Source organism: Reichenbachiella sp. MALMAid0571, assembly GCF_040151475.1.
In the GTDB taxonomy this organism is placed as follows: Bacteria; Bacteroidota; Bacteroidia; order Cytophagales; family Cyclobacteriaceae; genus CAXBNB01.
The window spans coordinates 70,673-89,939 of the sequence record NZ_JBDKWG010000123.1 but is presented as its reverse complement, the minus strand read 5'-3'; the positions used below and the strand labels follow the sequence as shown (position 1 = coordinate 89,939).

The 19,267-nt window shown below is 40.4% G+C and carries 11 protein-coding genes and 1 CRISPR repeat array; all 11 genes read left to right on the top strand.

Annotated elements, in window-relative coordinates; all coding sequences use genetic code 11:
- Window positions 1-26: 26 nt before the first annotated feature.
- A complete protein-coding gene (locus AAOP42_RS10105; protein ID WP_349528382.1) occupies window positions 27-2,459 on the top strand; it encodes a hypothetical protein in 2,433 nt (810 codons plus the stop codon).
- Between the two features lie 489 nt (window positions 2,460-2,948).
- Window positions 2,949-8,633 (top strand): type II CRISPR RNA-guided endonuclease Cas9, encoded by a 5,685-nt coding sequence (gene cas9, locus AAOP42_RS10100; RefSeq protein WP_349528381.1) that lies wholly within the window; start codon window positions 2,949-2,951, stop codon window positions 8,631-8,633.
- Between the two features lie 25 nt (window positions 8,634-8,658).
- Entirely contained in the window at window positions 8,659-8,817 is a 159-nt protein-coding gene (locus AAOP42_RS10095; protein WP_349528380.1) for a hypothetical protein, read from the top strand.
- Window positions 8,818-8,835: 18 nt separating this feature from the next.
- Complete coding sequence (locus AAOP42_RS10090) at window positions 8,836-9,477, top strand: hypothetical protein (protein ID WP_349528379.1); 642 nt, start codon at window positions 8,836-8,838, stop codon at window positions 9,475-9,477.
- Window positions 9,470-9,817, top strand: coding sequence for a hypothetical protein (locus tag AAOP42_RS10085; protein WP_349528378.1), 348 nt, complete (start codon window positions 9,470-9,472; stop codon window positions 9,815-9,817). The genes AAOP42_RS10090 and AAOP42_RS10085 overlap by 8 nt, the downstream gene beginning before the upstream one ends.
- An 11-nt stretch (window positions 9,818-9,828) precedes the next feature.
- The gene (locus AAOP42_RS10080) at window positions 9,829-10,422 is read left to right on the top strand and encodes a transposase (protein ID WP_349528377.1); all 594 of its coding nucleotides are present in this window, start codon (window positions 9,829-9,831) and stop codon (window positions 10,420-10,422) included.
- Between the two features lie 15 nt (window positions 10,423-10,437).
- The gene (cas1, locus tag AAOP42_RS10075) at window positions 10,438-11,334 is read left to right on the top strand and encodes a type II CRISPR-associated endonuclease Cas1 (RefSeq protein ID WP_349528376.1); all 897 of its coding nucleotides are present in this window, start codon (window positions 10,438-10,440) and stop codon (window positions 11,332-11,334) included.
- Window positions 11,331-11,669, top strand: coding sequence for a CRISPR-associated endonuclease Cas2 (gene cas2 / locus AAOP42_RS10070; protein ID WP_349528375.1), 339 nt, complete (start codon window positions 11,331-11,333; stop codon window positions 11,667-11,669). Before cas1 ends, cas2 begins: the two co-directional genes overlap by 4 nt.
- Window positions 11,670-11,752: 83 nt before the next feature.
- Window positions 11,753-13,502: a CRISPR direct-repeat array (repeat unit 36 nt; unit sequence ACTGTTGCAATCTAATCATTGAAAGCCAATCACAAC).
- Between the two features lie 239 nt (window positions 13,503-13,741).
- Window positions 13,742-14,344 carry an RNA polymerase sigma factor gene (locus AAOP42_RS10065; RefSeq protein WP_349528374.1) on the top strand — a complete coding sequence of 201 codons (603 nt, stop codon included), beginning with the start codon at window positions 13,742-13,744 and terminating at the stop codon, window positions 14,342-14,344.
- Between the two features lie 155 nt (window positions 14,345-14,499).
- On the top strand, window positions 14,500-15,558 hold the full coding sequence (locus tag AAOP42_RS10060) for a FecR family protein (protein ID WP_349528373.1): 1,059 nt from the start codon (window positions 14,500-14,502) through the stop codon (window positions 15,556-15,558).
- A 154-nt stretch (window positions 15,559-15,712) separates the two neighbouring features.
- On the top strand, window positions 15,713-19,258 hold the full coding sequence (locus AAOP42_RS10055; RefSeq protein WP_349528372.1) for a SusC/RagA family TonB-linked outer membrane protein: 3,546 nt from the start codon (window positions 15,713-15,715) through the stop codon (window positions 19,256-19,258).
- Window positions 19,259-19,267: the final 9 nt, after the last annotated feature.

The window sequence follows — 19,267 nt, the reverse complement described above, 5'->3', positions numbered from 1 at the left end:
TGAAACAAATTAAAAAGAGATATATTATGAATTTCAGGTACTTATACCTTGTTTTTGTCCTGTTTGTAGCGGGGGCATGCAGTCAAAACGGAAATGAATTTTCATCTGGGGGCTTTACTTTGGGTTTCAATAAGAAAGGACAAATCACCCAGTTAACCAGTAATAAAAGTGCAGTGAATTATGCCAGAATGGACAATGAAAATGCACTGCTTGCGATTAGAGTCCGTGGAAAACTGGAATACCCGGAAACAGCAGAATTCGATGAAAACAAGGGAGTCATTACACTGACTTATCCATTGAATGGTGTGGTAGCTGAAGTCAAAATTGAGAGCAAGGAGGTTTATCTTACTTTGGAATTGCTTTCATTGACTAATAAAGAAAAAGTGGAATTGGTACTATGGGGGCCATTTCAGACCTCCATCAAAGAAACAGTAGGTGAAACCATTGGAGTGGTAAGGGATAAAGAATTTTCAATCGGCATTCAGGCTTTGAACATTCGTACTCTTGGAGGATACCCGTCCAGTGAAGACGATTCTACACCTTCCTACAACATTTTTGCTACTACCAGTCTGGTGGATATTTCGGATTCATTGAACATTTTGTACAGGGGGCATACCGCCTTGCCAAAGGAATACGGAAGCTCGTTGCAGGCTTATACCAGAGACAGATCCAAAGACAGGATAGTGGCTGCCATGAACCATGAAAAATATGTTGCCCCGGCTTATGACGATGAGGGAGTCGTAGGATCCAAAATTGCCATTTTTGGATGCGCTCCGGAGACAGTTTTGGATGTAATCGAAAAAATAGAATTGACTGAAAACTTACCTCACCCGATGCTGGATGGCGTGTGGGCAAAAAGGGCTACCAGTGCTACTGCTGCTTATTTGATTCAGGGATTCAACAGTGAAAATATAGATGATGCGATTGAATTGACAAAAAAAGCAGGCCTGAAGTATTTATATCAGGGAGGCCCTTTTGAAAACTGGGGACATTTTGATTTGCATGAAAATGGATTTCCAGACAATTGGGAAAGCATGAAAATGTGTGTGGAGAAAGCCGAAAAAGCAGGGCTTAAGGTAGGTGCGCACACCTTGTCCAATTTCATCACCACCAACGATCCCTATGTTACCCCAGTGCCGGATCAGCGATTGGCAAAAGTAGGCTCAAGTACATTGGTGAAAGCAATAGATGACAAGGAAAAGAATATTGAGATTGAGAGTCCGGATTTCTTTAATCAGATGAAAAACAACAGCCTGCATGCCGTGGTGGTAGGAGAAGAGATCATCCGATACGAGAGTGTGTCTGAAGAAAAACCCTGGGTACTGTTGAATTGTGAAAGGGGTGCGTTCGATACGAATGTTTCTTCACATGGCAAGGGTGATAAGATATCCAAACTGGCTGATCATGGCTACAAAACATTTTTAACAAATGCGAACTTGTCTGTCGAAGTGTCTGGCAAGCTGGCTGAGTTGTACAACCAGACCGGACTCAGGCAAATTTCATTTGATGGATTGGAAGGAAATGCATCGACAGGCATGGGTGCTTATGGAGAAGCACTTTTTGTCAAAAACTGGTTTGATAATCTGAATCCGGAAATCAGGAATGACTACATCATGGATGCCAGCAGACCTGGTCATTATTTCTGGCATATGTTTACCCGCATGAACTGGGGGGAGCCCTGGTATGCCGGATTCCGGGAAAGCCAGACCTCTTACAGGCTGCTCAATCAGGACTATTTCCGTCGTAATTTCATCCCGTGTATGCTCGGTTGGTTTAGCATGCGTGACAATACGAGCATTGAAGACATAGAGTGGATGTTGGCCAGGAGTGCGGCTTTTGATGCGGGCTATTCGCTGGTGACCTCTGCAGGACTGATCGCTAAAAATGGTTTTGGAGATCAAATTCTGGAAAAAATAAAGCAGTGGGAAAAGGCAAGGATGTCCAAAGCGTTTTCTGCTGATCAAAAGAAAAGAATGGAAGACATCAAGGCAGAATTTTCTCTTGAAACTGTCTCCGACAACAGTTGGAACCTGATTCCTTATAGCGTGCAGCGGTTCGAACATAAATTGATCGTACGCCAGCCGGGAGAGCCTGTATGGTCCACTTTTGATTTTAACAACCCTTACGGACAACAGCCACTGGGATTTATCCTCAATACCACCAATGGAGCAACAGCATCCAAACTGTTTATTGAGATTGATGACTTTAAGAAAATTGATTTGGACATTGCTGTAAAACCCAACCAATATTTGAAATACACGGGAGGAGATGAAGTAGCGTTATATGACCAAAACTGGAATTTGCTGGAAACCATAAAAGTCGATCCATCTAAATTTACTCTGGCCAAAGGAGCACACAAAATAAAAGTGGATTGCCGGTTTGCCGGAAGTGATAAGGCCAGCCTCAAACTCGAACTGAAAACAGCCGGTGAGCCGGAAAAGGTAGTAGCTGGAAAGTAAGAAAAACAAAAAGCAGCCATAAGGCCGTTTCTTCGTACAGAGGAAACGGCTTTTTTTTGGGCGGTTATCCCGAACTTTCCAAAAGTTTATTCAATTACAGCACTACATACATCTGAGTCTGACTTTTGGAAAGTTTTCAAGATTAATGTTGTGATAGGTAAAGTTATTATAAACCATTGATTGGAAGTATTTGTTGGTTTAGGAAAGATGCAACGTATGGTTAAGGTGGTTTTTGCAGCTTAAAAAATGAATAAATGCAACTTATTTGAACTTTTTGACTTTTATTTTGGATTAAAAAGGGCTGTTTGGATCATGTGACAATATTCATGTTTTTTTTAAGTAACTAATTCAATAGTTTTTTATAAATTCTGAGGGAAATAAAGAAGGCGAGGAATGATCCCCGCCTTGAATGTTTTCACAACGGAATAATCCTTATTGTGATTGGCTTTCAATTAGTTCAAATGTACATATAATTTTTAAAAATCCCGCATGAAAAAGATTTTAGGACTTGATTTGGGTACCAACTCGATTGGCTGGGCGCTGGTTGAAATTGACCATGAAAATGGAACTGTGAAAATTATTGCATTGGGTTCCCGCATTTTACCGATGGATGCCGGAGAAATCGGGGATTTTGAAGCGAGTGGGAAGATAAAAAGTGCAGCAGCAGCCCGAACTGAAAAAAGAGGTCCAAGACGGTTGAATGAACGCTACCTGCTTAGAAGGGACAGGTTACATCTCGTGCTTAATTTACTTGATGCACTCCCACAACATTATAAGCTTGAAATTGATTTCACGAACGAAAAAGGTGAAAAGTGTGGCCAGTTTAAAGAAAACAAGGAACCGAAATTTGCCTACTTACCTAAAAAGCATGGACAGAAGTCCGAATTCCTTTTTATGGATTCTTACGAGGAAATGCTCAAAGACATTGGTCATGAAAGTGTCAAAAATGAAAAGGGAAAACGGATTCCTTATGACTGGACACTTTACTATTTACGGGACAAAGCTCTAAAGGAAAAAGAAACATTAGAAAAAGAAAACAAAAAACCTTTGACTTTGGAAGAGTTGGCTTGGGTATTACTCAGCTACAACCAAAAACGGGGATACGAGAAAATAGAAGCACTTGATGAATTTGATGACTTGTCTGAAAAACTGAATGAGTTTGGGATTACGAAAATCATTCAGGAAGCAGTAGATACAAGCAAGATTGAGATTGAATCACTTGTGCTTAAGGTAGTTCAAGTGTTCAAAGCAAAAGATGAATTTGGCACCTACTTCAATATTCGTTTAGAAAACGGATACTCATACAAGGAATACTCAACTGAACAGATTACTGAATTAAAAGACAATATAGATGAAGTTAAAATTGTTGAGCGGTTCACAATATTAAATGATGAGGGAACAGATAATGATGAGACCAAGACCATATATAAAGTTGAAGACATCTTTGAATTAAAGGTTTCGGATATAAGTCCGAAAGATACCAAAGGCAAATATTTGAAAAAATATGGCAATGGTTGGCAAGTTGATACTAACTATTCAGATTTCAATAAATTCAAAAAAACTGATAGAGAAATAAAAGAGGAGGTTTTCTTAACGAGACTCTATAACAGAAAAGGAGAACTAATCAAGCCATCTAAAAAAGGTGATTCACTTAATCTAAGTATTTCAAAAGACCCTTTTTCGGAATTCAAATTGCTTGATCCAAACAAAGCCAGTAATTGGAGATTATTAAAGAAAAAAACTGAAAAAGAAGCGTTACAATTCAATAGTTTAAATGGTTATGTAGACGAGAAAGGGAATGTGGAAAACTATATATCGCCCAAAATATACAGCATCTTGAAAGATGATGCCAAAACAGAAAAACGCACCAAGATCATTGGTGGCATGTTCCAGGTGGTTGAGCGAGATTTTTATCGTGAGGAACTGAAGCAAATTATAGCCACACAAAGAAAATTCCACAATAGCCTGAAAGATGCAGCACTTTTTGAAAGATGTGTCAAAACGCTATATCCCAAAAACGAATCCCATGCAAAAAACCTGTTAAGCAATAAAGACACGATTGAGCACCTACTCGTAGAAGACATCCTGCTGTACCAAAGACCACTGAAAACCAAAAAATCAGAAATAGCAGACTGTAAATACGAAATCAGGCATTGTCAGGAATTGCGTGACAAAAAAACAGGAAAGCCTATTGAAATAGTTGATAAGGAAACCGGGGAGATTACGATCAGCAAGGAAGCTATTTACCACAAAGCCGTTTCGGCATCCCACCCCTTCTTTCAGGAATTCAGGATTTGGGACAAACTGCACAATTTGAGACTGACCCAGTTAGAGCGGAAAACTGATGGTAAACCCTCCACCAATGTGGATGTGACGAGTGACTATTTTGATAAGGAAGCATATCAGGCACTTTACGATTTAATGAATAACCGACAATCGCTTAATCAAAAGCAATTTCTTTCCTTCTGTAAGTCCAGGTTTGAGATAAAAGACATTGAAAACTATGTCTGGAATTTTCCAGAGGATGAAGAACTAAAAGGCAATGAAACACGGGTGAGTTTCGCCACCAGATTCAATAGATGTGGCTTTACTGAGTATGCTGATTTCCTGACCCAGGAAAAAGAAATAGAGCTTTGGCATTACCTCTATTCGGTGAACTACAAAGAGCGTAAGGAAAATGACAGCAAGAGTATCAAAACCTTCTTTAACCGCTTTTTAAATGAAAGTGTCGTTTCTGACGAAATCAAAGGAAAGGTTATTGAGGGCTTTACCAATTATCCAAAGTTCGCTTCGAGGTACTGCGCTTATTCTGAGAAGGCTTTGAAAAGGCTGCTTCCCTTCCTGAGAATGGGAGAAAATCGCTTTACAGGGAAGTTTGACCTTTCAGCGTACAAGGCCGATTTAGAAATCATCAGCCATGATAAATCCAGGATTTCGTCCTTCATAGCCAACTCAAATAAAACGGGAAAAGAAGCAGAAGAAACAAGACAAAGCCTGTATGAAGCCCTGTGGAAACACTCCATCAACGAACGGATAGACGAAATACTCAACCGGCTAAGCAAGATTGATTTTGAAGCGGAAGAAATTGAATGGAAAAAATTTACCGACAATGATGCCAAAGTTCCGTTTCCAAAAGGCTTGTTCAAGGCTTTCAGAGAGTTTAAGGAAGCTACAGACTTCACTTCTCTCGACCTGACAAAAACGTCTTATCTGGTTTATGGGCGTCATTCGGAATTGGCTCAGGCCATCCAGTGGAAATCTCCCGATGACATCAGAAAACAATTGCATCAGGAGTTAAAACAACATTCCTTGAATAACCCCGTTGCTGAAAAAGTAATCCTGGAAATGATGCAGGTAGTGGCTGATATCTGGGAGCATAAAGAATTAGGAAATAGTCAGCCCAATTACTTTAATGAAATCCATGTTGAAGTTGGGCGGGAACTAAAGAAATCTGTTAAAGAAAAAGAAGCTGAAACAAACAGACAAAAAGGGAACCGGGCACAAAACAAACGAATCCGGCAGGTTTTGGAAGAGTTTTTAGCAAGCAGTCCGTATAACGCAAACCCGAAGAATTCTGACCATTTTGAAAGGTTGAAGATTGTAGAAGATGCCGTCTTGAATCAACATCAGTATAAGAAAAAAGCCGAACGTGATGATATTGACAGCCTTCTCAAATCGCCTATCACAAAAGAAACTTTTGAAAAGTACAAATTGTGGATAGAACAGGGCTATAGATCACCTTACACTAATTTACCTATTAAGCTTACCGACCTATTTGATGGCGACAAGTACAACATTGACCATGTATTCCCCCAAGCTTCCATCACCAATGATTCACTCAGCAACAAGGTAGTCTGTGAAAGAGAAGTAAACAAACTGAAAAGCGACCAAACAGGACGTGAATTCGTCAATCAGCCAAAAGAACGTGAGCAATACTGTGTAGCACATGGCAAGATGGTTAAAATAGTAGATGACGACACCTATGTAAGCATAGTAACGTCCCGGTTTTCCGGCAGCAAGAGATACATCTTGCTGTCAAAAGAAATCCCTAAAGGATTTACTAATAGTCAGCTAAACAACGCCCGCCATATTGCCCGGAAAGCAATGGAACTTTTAAGCCATGTCGTTCGGGAGGAAGGTGAGGTTGAGTTCCTTTCTAAGAATGTATTACCCGTAACTGGCGCAGTAACGGGAAAACTGAAAGAAGAATGGAGATTGGATCAGGTCTGGAAAGAACTTGTTGCGCCACGATTCATCAGGATGAATGAATTAACAAAATCAAGTCTATTCGGGCAGGAAAGGCTATCAAAATCCGGGCATAAATACTTTGACTGCAACCTGGACGATAGCATTCGGAAAAAGGATGAATCATATAATATCAAGCGCATTGACCATCGACACCATGCATTGGATGCGCTGATAGTCGCTCTCTGTACAAGAGATCACGTCAACTACATCAACAACATCAATGCTGGCGCTAAGTCTCCGGACTTTGATAAACAAAGGCAAATAAAAAAGTACAGAGAAACACTGAAAAGAAAACTTATGTTCTCCAAACCAAAGAAAGACAACCCAAATGAAAAGGACTGGTATTTCATGTTTCCCGGAGAAGTAAGACAACCGGACGCTGAAGAATCCACAAGAGATACAATAAAAACAATGTCTTATTTCTACAAAGACTCGGATTCAAAGGGTGACTACAAAGCAATGGTATTAAATGCCCTACAGCATATCGTGGCAACCTTCAAACAAAATCTTCGGGTGATCAACAAAACTGTAAACCGGCACGAAAGCTACAAAGACGAAAATGGCAATCTCCGAATTGGTAAAAATGGTAAGCCGGAAAAGGGCTTAATTTCTCAAAAAAAAATAAAAAATTGGGCAATTCGCAGAAGTTTAGGAAAGGGAACATTTTATGGAAGAGTTGATATTGGGGAACGAGAAAACAAGCAGCTACTAAAAAATATTGACTTCTTTTTTAAGTATCCTGATGCAATAGTAGATAATGAATTAAGAGGAAAAATTGAATCCATCATAAATGAAACCAAGTCAACAGAAAGGTTTGAACAGAGACTAAAAGCCCAATTCAAGAATGAGAAAGTAACGTGTATTGCTTATCAAGCTGTAAGTAGATTTAATAGCGAATTAAATACCTCCTTTAATAGAGATAAAATAAAAAATCAAGTAGCTGATAAAGGGATTCAAAGGATTTTAAATAGACAGTTGGATGAATTTGACACTGTTGAACTCCCTTTCGAAGAAGCTTTGGATTACTACGAAGCAGTTTTAGAAAAACACGAGTTAGGCGCAATAGTAAGCGATAATGAAACTGATTTTGATACTTTTGATGACTTTACCTCATACCTGAGGGCAAATCACTATAGATACCAAAAAGTTGATTACACAAAACTTAATGTGTTTATTGATCAAGTTTCAGACAGAAAATTCCGAAACGAAGAGCAGTTCAAAGATAAAATTGTTGAACATCCTGAAATTGCATTCACACCCGAAGAAATTGTTAAAATGAACACTCCTGAGAATCTGAGAAAACTCAATATGAATAAGAAGGGAGAAGAAAAAAATCATGCCCCAATCAGGAAAGTTAGAACTTATACTGGTTTTGGAAACGAAAAAAGAGTAGGTAACAGCGAGAACACAAATAAGTACCGTCAATTTGTTAAGGTGGATAAAGGAACCAACTTTTACATAGCCATCTATGAAATAGATGATAAATCAAAAATTAGTAGAAAAAATCCATTAAGATTATTCAAAGAAATCAGTCTCTTTGACTTAATCGACTATCAGAAGTCAACAAGTACAAATGATTTACCAATTGAAAAACAAATTTATAGTGAGGATGGAGAGAGCTATCGATTTCTGTTCACACTGACTCAAAATGACAGTGTTAAAGTTGATGATCAAGGTCATGAGCTAATATATGCCTTTAATAGGTTTACTGGTAGTAACAAAAGTTATGATATCTATTTTAGACCTATAAATCACGCATCAGAAATAGATGAATACGAGGTTGATTTAAAACCGATTAATCCTAAAACAGGTAAAAATCCAGGTTCTCAAACAAATGAAACTACAAGTTTGAATGGGGAGCAAATTAAAAATATCTGTATCAAACTCAACGTGGATCGGCTCGGCAACATTAAAGCAGCTACTTAACAAAACAAGCCCTAAATGAACACAAATGGCTACTGAAAGGACAAAAACAACTACTAAATGTACACCAATAAGCCCTGAGCCGGGCAAAATGACCGCTGAACGGAAACAAAGAAGCCCTGAAGGGCCAAAAACAAATGCCGAAGGGCCCGGTATAAGCCCTGGACGAAAAGAAAAACATGTATAACCAATAAATAGTTGCGCTATGAACCAACAACAGATCAACCGCCTGGAAATGTACCGGGCCACCAACGACTACCTGGATGCACAAAACGCCCTATGGAGTGCCATACCCATCATCGGTAACTACAAAAACCAACTGTCGGCCCTGATAGCCGGCATAGAGGAAGCCGCCTCCAGCCAGGCAGGTGCGCAGGTTTTTATCGGCAAGTCCGTTGCGGCACTGAAGAAGCTGATGGCAGAGAAGCTCGACCTGCTGGACGACATCCTGGAGGCCTATGCGGCCGATGTGGGCAATGCCGAACTGGAACAGCAGGCCTCCAACTCCAAGACCGACTACCTTTCCCTGCCCAACGAAGATTTTGAAATCAAATCAAAACAGATGATCGCCCTGCTGGAGCAGCACATGGAAGCCATGGCCGACTATGGCATGACCAGCGCGCAGGTGGATGACATAAAGCAGGACATGGACCAGTTCCTGGCCTCCAGGGGCAAGCCCAGAGCCTATCAGGTAGCCAGCAGGGCAGCCACTAAAGATATGGAGGCCCTTTTTAAAGAAGGCACGGCCATCACCGAAAAACTCGACAAGGTGCTGAGCCGCTTCAAGCGTGCCAACGCCAGCTTCCACAACGGCTACACAGCCGCCCGCAAGGTGGTGAATGATTGATAGAAGACCTGACAGGTTTTCAAAACCTGTCAGGTCTTGGTCAGGTATTCTTTGGCCGGGTTTATCAAAATTAGAAGGTTCCAATTTTTTCAAAAATCAGGTTAAACAAGTAAAACTAAACAACATGCAACCGGAAGCCTGCTATTATATATACAACCACGCCAATGGAAACGACAACCTTTTCCAGACATCTGAAAACTACAGGTATTTTTTGCAGCAGTGGGCCAAAGAAGACCTGACAGGTTTTCGAAACCTGTCAGGTCTTGGTCAGGTATTCTTTGGCCGGGTTTATCAAAATTGGAAGGTTCCAAATTTTTTAAAAATCAGGTTAAACAAGTAAAACTAGACAACATGCAACCGGAAGCCTGCTATCATATATACAACCACGCCAATGGAAGCGACAACCTTTTCCAGACATCTGAAAACTACAGGTACTTTTTGCAGCAGTGGGCCAAATACATAGAACCAATAGCCCGTACGCATGCCTATTGTCTTATGCCAAACCACTTTCATGCGTTGATCAGAATCCGGAGCGAGGGGGAATTGGAGCGGGTGTTTAAGGCTAAAGACCTGACAGGTTTCGAAAACCTGTCAGGTCTTCTGATCTCCAAAGCCTTCAGCAACTTGTTTAACTCCTATGCCAAAGCCTATAACAAACAATATGATCGGCGGGGATCGTTATTTAACAGGCCATTTAAAGCAAAAGAAATCCCTTCCGACCGGGATCTGGCCGCTGTTACCCACTACATCCATAGCAACCCTGTTCACCATGGGTTTGTCAGGAGCATAGACTTATGGAAATGGAGCTCCTATCACACGCTGCTGTCAACCAAACCTACCCTTTTGGAACGCAACGAAACAATAAGCTGGTTTGGAAACAGGAATGATTTCCTGTCCATGCACCAGCAAGCTATCGAAATAAAAGAAAAAGAATGGATTGACTAACCAAACCCCATTGTCATGATCAAACGAACGCTTTACTTTGCCAATCCGGCACACCTGCACACCACCAGGCAACAGTTGGTGGCCACCTACCCGGAATCAGGGGAAAAGAAAACTGCTCCCATTGAGGATGTGGGGATGGTATTGCTGGAGCATCCACAGATCACACTCAGCCACACCCTCATCAGTAAGTTGCTGGCCAACAATGCGGCCATTGTTACCTGCGACAGCCACCACCTGCCTCAGGGCATGATGCTCAACCTCAACGCCCATAGTACCCAGCAGGAACACTTTCGCACCCAGATGGAAGCTACTGCTGCACAAAAGGCACGATTGTGGCAGCAGACCGTAAAAGCCAAAATACTCAACCAGGCGGCACTACTCCGGCAAAATGGGTTGGCAACTGACAACATGGAACGCTGGGCTGCCAAAACCGCACCGGGAGACCCGGACAACTTTGAGGCCAGAGCTGCTGCCTTTTACTGGAAGCGGCTCTTTGAAGACCACTTACGGGATTTTAAAAGAGGACGCTTCGAAGGAGCTCCCAACAATATGCTGAATTATGGCTATGCCATATTGAGGGCAGTGATTGCCCGTTCTCTGATCGGGAGTGGGTTGATGCCCACATTCGGTTATCACCACAGAAACAAGTACAATGCCTACTGCCTGGCAGATGATGTCATGGAGCCTTACCGACCCATAGTTGATGAGTTGGTACTGGAATTGGTAAGGTCACTGGATGATTACGACGAACTCACGCCAGCCATCAAGCAACAACTGCTCCAGATACCCGTGCTTGATGTGCGGATTAACGGGCAGGTAAGCCCTCTGATGCTTGCTGCACAGGAAACCACCAGTAGCCTGTACAAGTGCTATGCCCGGGAATTGAAGTCAATCAAATTTCCAGGGCTGTGAGTTTGCAGCGGCTTAACCAATACAGAGTCATGTGGGTCATGGTATTTTTCGACCTGCCTACCGAAACCAAGGCAGATACACGCAACTACCGCAGGTTTGTAGATGTGCTGGAAAAAGATGGTTTCACCAGATTTCAGTTTTCGATATTCCTGCGTCATTGTCCCAGTATGGAAAATGCTCAGGTACATATGAAGCGGGTAAAAATCAATTTGCCGCCTAAAGGCAAAGTAGGTATTATCCGGGTCACAGACAAACAGTTTGGCATGATGGAGGTTTTCATATCCGCCAAGGCGGAAAAAATACCTGAACCGGTACAGCAATTGGAGTTGTTTTAAAGCAAAAACCCTGAAAGTGTTTAAAATCTTTCAGGGTTTTGAGCGATTAAATTGCTGTATATCAGCTTCTTGTACTAAGGTGTACTGTTGCAATCTAATCATTGAAAGCCAATCACAACATCACAGTATTGCTCCATGACATATTGAACACTGTTGCAATCTAATCATTGAAAGCCAATCACAACACATACACAGCAGATATATCTTTGTTTTCACTGTTGCAATCTAATCATTGAAAGCCAATCACAACTTTTCTTCCTCCTTGCATTTTTTTTGGAGACTGTTGCAATCTAATCATTGAAAGCCAATCACAACCCCACATGGCCTGATAAGCTGGGTCTGTTACTGTTGCAATCTAATCATTGAAAGCCAATCACAACACGTCATGACTATAGAACAATTATTATTTGACTGTTGCAATCTAATCATTGAAAGCCAATCACAACTATGTCGATATGACAATCACACTTAAATAAACTGTTGCAATCTAATCATTGAAAGCCAATCACAACTTGCTATAGCGTAGCAAATAGAATCCACAAACTGTTGCAATCTAATCATTGAAAGCCAATCACAACGGCCAAATGGCCACTTATTATGATTGATACACTGTTGCAATCTAATCATTGAAAGCCAATCACAACGATTGGAGGGTTCAAATAGAACTTTTTCTTACTGTTGCAATCTAATCATTGAAAGCCAATCACAACAAACTTATAGATTGGTCGCCACAGTCTATGACTGTTGCAATCTAATCATTGAAAGCCAATCACAACGAATTAGACCATTTGTTAATGGTTCAGCAGACTGTTGCAATCTAATCATTGAAAGCCAATCACAACATCCCAATAAAATTCTACTACAACATCATTACTGTTGCAATCTAATCATTGAAAGCCAATCACAACTCCAGCTTCTGGCAATCCCAAAAGTAGATGACTGTTGCAATCTAATCATTGAAAGCCAATCACAACTCATCGCTCATTGTAAACAATGCTATAATAACTGTTGCAATCTAATCATTGAAAGCCAATCACAACCGGACTCGTGCAAGCCATTGGCAATGTGCTACTGTTGCAATCTAATCATTGAAAGCCAATCACAACGAAGGTTCCCCAAACTACACGCTACGCCTTACTGTTGCAATCTAATCATTGAAAGCCAATCACAACAGGAGCTGGATAGCCAGTCGGCACATCTTCACTGTTGCAATCTAATCATTGAAAGCCAATCACAACGTACAGATCGTTCAATTCAGGATGATTACAACTGTTGCAATCTAATCATTGAAAGCCAATCACAACCCAACAATCCAGTATAGAATTTAACAGACAACTGTTGCAATCTAATCATTGAAAGCCAATCACAACGCATACCTACTTCTACCATTGCCCCTTGGAACTGTTGCAATCTAATCATTGAAAGCCAATCACAACCCCAGCTTCAGCCACCACCTGAGAAACTACAACTGTTGCAATCTAATCATTGAAAGCCAATCACAACAGTGGCAGGGGTATGTACAACCACGTACTTACTGTTGCAATCTAATCATTGAAAGCCAATCACAACGAGCCGCTTTACTTATAAACATAGTGCAAAACTGTTGCAATCTAATCATTGAAAGCCAATCACAACCCCTGCCATTGTCTTATACCGGGATTAATTACTGTTGCAATCTAATCATTGAAAGCCAATCACAACGGGTTCGGTCGATATTCTTAGTCTGCTGGTACTGTTGCAATCTAATCATTGAAAGCCAATCACAACGTGTGAAATAGGAGATCCACTCGGGATCATACTGTTGCAATCTAATCATTGAAAGCCAATCACAACTGCGCAATGCGCTAAGCGCTAGGCGTACTGTTTGTTTTATAGCAATGTCAACGGCAAGGTTCATTGAGTGTAATAAATAAAAAAAGAATCGCAAAATGGGATACTTATGTAATTCTATTCCTCTATAATAGCATAGAGTCATGGTTAGAATTTCAGGTTAGAAAATACTTTGGAGAAAAGTGGAAGTTTACAAACATTCATATCAATCGGGTGAAAGGCAGGAAAACCCTGTGATAAAAATGAGTGATCGCTTTTCTGCTTTTTCTGATGCTGAACTCTGGACTGCATTGCGAAATGGTGATCAAAAGGCACTTGGCCATATCTACAATCAAAACATTCAGCACCTTTACCGGTTTGGATTTCAGTATTCTAAGGACCGGGAATTGATAAAGGATTGTATTCAGGATATATTCATCTCAATTGGCAAAAAAAAGGATTCTTCGCAAACCATACATTCTATCAAATCTTACCTTTTTAAAGCACTCTACAGGGAGTTGATGTACAAAATTAAAAAGAATAAAAAGTACAGAGAAAGCGAACTTAATGAGCTGTTTGATGGATTTTCAATCGAAATAAGTATGGAATCTCATTTGATCCATCAGGAGAATATAAAGGAAAAAATTTCGAAGGTAAAACTAGGGTTGAATAACCTTTCCCCAAAGCAAAGACAGGTGATCCTTCATTATTATTATGATGGGCTTACCTATGATGAGATTGCAGATGTAATGGAAATTCAGCATAAGAATACGGTTGCTAAATTGATTAAGCGTGCTTTGGATACGTTACGTCAGAATGTTGCAATATCGCTTCTTTTCGCTTTCCTGTTGAGCTTCTTTTTATAAAAAAGCTCTTGCCAGTAGCCGACACACAACGACTCAACGCCTGAGTTTAAAGTTGATTATGAATCTTCTTTGGAAAAAAATATTCTGTCAGATGGGATACTCTGTTAATGGTCATACTCTTTACTTGTGAAGACCATTGAGATGTCTTGGAGAATATGAAATACGAAAATTATACGGTCTGGGATTTTATTGAGGATGACTACTTTGTAAGCTGGGTGAAGGAAGGCCATGATCAAACCGATCAATTTTGGGATAAATGGTTGTCTCAAAATACGCATAAGTATGAGGAAGTCCAACTGGCCCGATACATATTAACCCATATCCAGTACGATGAGAAAGAACGTCCAACCGAAAAAGAGTTAGTGGATGCTTTTGAAAACATTGTAAGAACGAGGCAAAGGGATCAAAAAAGTAAGCTCTTTGGCAAACAATCTTTTTTCACTCCCTTCCTAAGGTATGTAGCTGTTATCCTTATGGCTTTCTCAACAGTTTTTTGTTTTTGGTATTTTGCCTCTTATCAGCCTGAGAAAGTAGTTTCCGGCAAGGTAGCCATGATTGAAAAAAACAATCCGCGAGGGATGAAGACTACTATTTTGCTTAGTGATGGAACGAAAGTCAAACTTAATTCTGAAACATCATTGCGTTATCCTGAGTACTTTTCAGATTCTATAAGAATAGTTTATCTGGAAGGAGAAGCATTTTTCGAAGTAGAAAGAGACGAATCCAAACCCTTTATCGTAATTTCAAAAGGAATACGAACAAAAGTTTTGGGAACATCATTTGATGTCAGGGCTTATCCGGAAGAGGGTGAACTCAGGGTTGGGGTGGTCGAAGGAAAAGTACAGGTAACAGGAGATGAAAAATCAGGAGTGATACTTGATCATCAATTACGGCCTAATCAAATAACGGTGATTGATTTCGATAAAAAAACTGCACATAAAACGGGTTTCAACCCTGATGAGTTAACAGCCTGGACTTCATGGGTATTGAAGTTTAAAAATCGTCCTTTGAAATCTATTTTCCATGAAATTGAAAAATGGTATGCAATCGAGGTTGTTGCAGGTTCTGATATTGATTTAACTCAATCTTTTTCAGGAAGCTTCGAAAATGAACCTTTGAATGCAGTATTGGAGATTTTGAGCCACAATGCTGAATTTGACTTTAAAATATCAGGAAAGCAGGTAACGATCACAAAAAAGCTTATCGCAAACTAAAACATATTCAAAATGAATTTTAACAAACCTATATGCAATTATGATACAAGCTAAAAAAATGCTTCGAGTCATTGGATCAGTTTGCAGACCATCCATTTCTTCGAAGCATTAACCTAAGTTTTCAATAAAACACTATCAAAAAACTTATTAGATTATGAATGTAAATTTACTAAAAAAAATCAAAATCGTGAGCCGGATTACACTTATAGTAATTCACATACAGTGCCTGATTTGTACCATGCTGCTGGCAAGTGGAAGCAATGCACAGTACATGCGAGATATCTATCTGTCCGTTCAGTGGGAGGACGCAAGCATAGATGAGGTTTTTAATTCTTTAAATAAAAAAACGGGATTCAACTTCCTGTTTGATGATAAAAAAGTAAGCAAGATTAAAGGCATATCTTTAAATGCAAAAAACGAATCACTGGAGGGAATTCTTAAAAACCTGTCTTACAAAAAGGAACTTCAATTCAAACGTGTCAACAATACCATTTCAGTAAAGAAGTTTAACCTGGAATCTTCATCTGATCATGTTAGAATAGTGGAATTGGCAGATGTAGATATCTCGGGTAAAATCACTGATGAAAATGGTGAAGGGTTACCCGGTGCATCCGTGGTGGTAAAAGGCACTGCTACAGGGATCAATACAGATCTTGATGGTAATTACAAGTTATCAGTATCAGAAGAAGCTATATTGACTTTTTCTTTTGTTGGCTACAAGACACAAGAGGTACCAATAGCTGGTAGAAGTACTATTGATATTCAGATGGTACCTGATGCTGCTCAGTTGGAAGAAGTGGTTGTGGTAGGTTATGGTGAAGTTAAGAAATCACATTTAACGGCAGCAGTCGATCAGGTAGGAGGAAAAATCCTTCAAGACAGACCTCTCAGGTCAATAGCTGATGGTTTGCAGGGGTTGGTTGCAGGGTTGAATGTGCAGGCACCAAGTGGTGCTCCTGAAGCCAAGCTTAACCTGAATATCAGGGGGTTTACAGGCTTTGGAACTTCTGCCTCGCCTTTGATCCTTGTCGATGGGATAGAAAGAGACATAGCTGACATTAACCCGAACGATGTGGAATCAGTTTCTGTGCTAAAAGATGGAGCTGCCTCTGCAATATATGGATCTCGTGCGCCATTTGGTATCATTATGATTACTACCAAAAGTGGAGGGAGAAATGAAACAATGAAGATCAATTATTCATCTAATTATCGATTTGGCAGCCCTACTAATACTCCCGATATGATGGACAATTATGTTTGGGCCGGACGTATCAATGAAGCCTTTAGGAATCAGCCGGGAGGTGGTACATCTGGATTTTTCAGTGAGTTGCAAGTGGAACGAATGAAGGCTTATGCTGCTGGTGATTATAGCAATCCTGTTTTTGATGGGTTAAACCCTGATGAAGTTCCATATGGCACATATGCTTTTACCCCAACTCAGTGGGGAGGGCATCAACAAGCATTTGGTAATGTGGATTGGTTTGATGAGGCTTTGAAAAAAGTGGTGCCAAGCCAGCAGCAAAATTTAAATTTTTCAGGGGGTGGTAACAATGCCAACTACTATGTAGGTCTTGGTTTCAATGGTACAAATGGTATTTTCAAAGGGGTATCAGATTTTAAAGACAGATATTCAGCCTTGGTCAAGGTTAGCTCTGATATCACGAAGTGGATGGAATTGAGCACAAGTGCCAACTATGTGAGAACCAATGAAAGGGGGCCTAACTATAGCGGTAATGGGCGTGCTTATGGCACTATATGGGATGCTTTGGCCAGATCGTTCCAGATTTGGCCAACAACCTCACCAAATGATACTTATTACAGGTTCAACAATGCCCCAAATTTTAATGGAAATTCAGGTTCAGAGTCTGTTGTAAGGGACGACCTTACATGGACTGGTGGATTGAGTATAAAGCCCTTAGATGGATGGGAAATCAATGGAAAATACACATGGAGGTATAATGCCAATAATTATGAAAAAACCCAGTTTGTTTTGAATCAAATATTACCAAATGGAACACAATCCCCTACTCAACGAACCGCTACTGTTTCCAGTATTATTCGAAGGATGCAAAACACCAATTACCATACAATTGACTTGCACACCTCATATACAAAAACCATCAATAGCGTACATAACTTTTATGCGCTTGTCGGCTATCAGGAAGAACAGAATGACTTGATTCAGTTAAATGTTGAGGCCAGGGATTTCTTTTCGGATGGTGTGCCTACTGTAAGTACTGCAGCTAACTTATTTAATGGATCAGACAGATTGTTGGATTGGTCCACCAGAGGGGTGTTCGGTCGTTTTTCTTATAACTATGATGAAAAGTACTTTATTGAGTTTAATGGTCGTAGGGATGCCACCTCAAGGTTTGCAGCCAATAAACGGTGGGGCTTTTTTCCTTCTTTGTCAGCAGCTTGGAATGTTTCTGAAGAGTCTTTTTGGCCAGTACCTGAAGTAGTATCAGGTTTTAAGATCAGGGGGTCTTGGGCCAATTCGGGAAATTTAAACGTTGATTTAAATGGAAATAATGAGATTGACGATTTTGAATATTACCTGAGTCAACCATCGATTCCTATTACAAACTCATCTGAAATCATTCTGGATGGAAGCTTTGTGACACAGGCAGGGTTGCCAAATTTGGTTAACAGCCAGCTTACCTGGGCAAAGCCAAGGACAATAGGTGTAGGCATAGATGTCAATGCATTGAACAATAGGTTGGAAATGAACTATGACTGGTATCAACGAACAGTTAGAGATCAATTTGGTCCCGCCAACCCCCTACCGGAAGTATTGGGGACGGCCGTGCCATTATCCAACAATGCGGTATCTGAGACCAGAGGCTGGGAGCTTTCGTTGAAGTGGCGAGACCAGCCTATGGAAATCATGGGAAAACCCTTCAAATACAGTGTTCAGTTTAGGCTTAGTGACTACATAGGTTATGTGGTGGAATACGAACATAATGGTACTGGATCCAGGAGTAACCAATGGATTCCGGGAGAAATTTTCGGACAAAATTTTTTCTATCAATCGAATGGTATCATGCAGGATGATCAGGCTTTGTATGACAATGTGTCTCAGGGAGGAGCATGGTATTATTCTGGAGATTTGGCACTCAAAGACCTGAATGGCGATGGGCAAATAAATACAGGCGAAGGGGGGGTATGGTATGCCGAAGGAGACCGTGTGAAAGACGGATTTAACTATCCACGAAAAAGATATGGATTTACATTGGGAGCAGAATGGAATGGGTTTGACGTATCTGTGATTTTGGATGGGATAGGTCAGTGGAAAAAATATTCATCTTCACAGTATGTATTTGGTATTAGTGGTTCTCAATGGTTTGCCCCCTGGTATCAGGAGCATGAAGACCTTGGTGCCTGGAGACCAGACAACACAGATGCATTTTTTCCAAGAAATATGTTGAACAACAAAAACAGAAGCAATTCAAATGATCAGTATGCTTTAGATCTTGCCCATTTAAGGATACGAAATATTCGGTTGGGCTACAGTTTGCCGCATGGTTTGCTTGACAAGGTTAAGTTGAGTAATGTATATGTATATGCCAGTGCAGAGAATTTGGGGTTCATCTATTATAATTCTTTTATCAAATACGACCCTCAATTAATAGGTGGTTCAAATGGTCAGGGTTACCCGCCTCAAAGGATCATTTCATTTGGTTTGAATGTAGGACTATAAATTAAGGAT

Excerpts from the sequence above, each read along its gene's own strand:
- AAOP42_RS10105 (WP_349528382.1), top strand. The coding sequence starts at position 27 with ATGAATTTCAGGTACTTATACCTTGTTTTTGTCCTGTTTGTAGCGGGG.
- cas9 (WP_349528381.1), top strand. The coding sequence starts at position 2,949 with ATGAAAAAGATTTTAGGACTTGATTTGGGTACCAACTCGATTGGCTGG.
- AAOP42_RS10095 (WP_349528380.1), top strand. The coding sequence starts at position 8,659 with ATGGCTACTGAAAGGACAAAAACAACTACTAAATGTACACCAATAAGC.
- AAOP42_RS10090 (WP_349528379.1), top strand. The coding sequence starts at position 8,836 with ATGAACCAACAACAGATCAACCGCCTGGAAATGTACCGGGCCACCAAC.
- AAOP42_RS10085 (WP_349528378.1), top strand. The coding sequence starts at position 9,470 with ATGATTGATAGAAGACCTGACAGGTTTTCAAAACCTGTCAGGTCTTGG.
- AAOP42_RS10080 (WP_349528377.1), top strand. The coding sequence starts at position 9,829 with ATGCAACCGGAAGCCTGCTATCATATATACAACCACGCCAATGGAAGC.
- cas1 (WP_349528376.1), top strand. The coding sequence starts at position 10,438 with ATGATCAAACGAACGCTTTACTTTGCCAATCCGGCACACCTGCACACC.
- AAOP42_RS10065 (WP_349528374.1), top strand. The coding sequence starts at position 13,742 with ATGAGTGATCGCTTTTCTGCTTTTTCTGATGCTGAACTCTGGACTGCA.
- AAOP42_RS10060 (WP_349528373.1), top strand. The coding sequence starts at position 14,500 with ATGAAATACGAAAATTATACGGTCTGGGATTTTATTGAGGATGACTAC.
- AAOP42_RS10055 (WP_349528372.1), top strand. The coding sequence starts at position 15,713 with ATGAATGTAAATTTACTAAAAAAAATCAAAATCGTGAGCCGGATTACA.